The sequence below is a fragment of the Arsenicicoccus sp. UBA7492 genome (assembly GCF_002479615.1).
Lineage (GTDB): Bacteria > Actinomycetota > Actinomycetes > Actinomycetales > Dermatophilaceae > Arsenicicoccus > Arsenicicoccus bolidensis.
The window spans coordinates 169,956-170,242 of record NZ_DLOE01000022.1 but is presented as its reverse complement, the minus strand read 5'-3'; positions in this window follow the sequence as shown (position 1 = coordinate 170,242).

The following is a 287-nucleotide window of genomic DNA, read 5'->3' as shown; positions in this document are numbered from 1 at the left end:
GGCCCGTCCGCAGGCGCCCCCCCCCCGCGCCGGACGCCCCCCGACGCAGAGGGACCGGCCCGGCCGCGCCGCAGCCGGGAGCCCCACGACACCCGACGTGAAGTGACCCGTCAGGGCACGCCGGTACCGCGAGACCCCGCTACCCGACGTGAAGTGACCCGTCAGGGCACCCCTGCACCGCGAGACCCCTGCCATCCGACGTCAGGTGACCCGTGGGGGCAGGTCCGCAGGCGACCCCGCTCCACGCCGGAGTTCTCCCGACGCAAAGTGACCCGTCAGGGCACGCC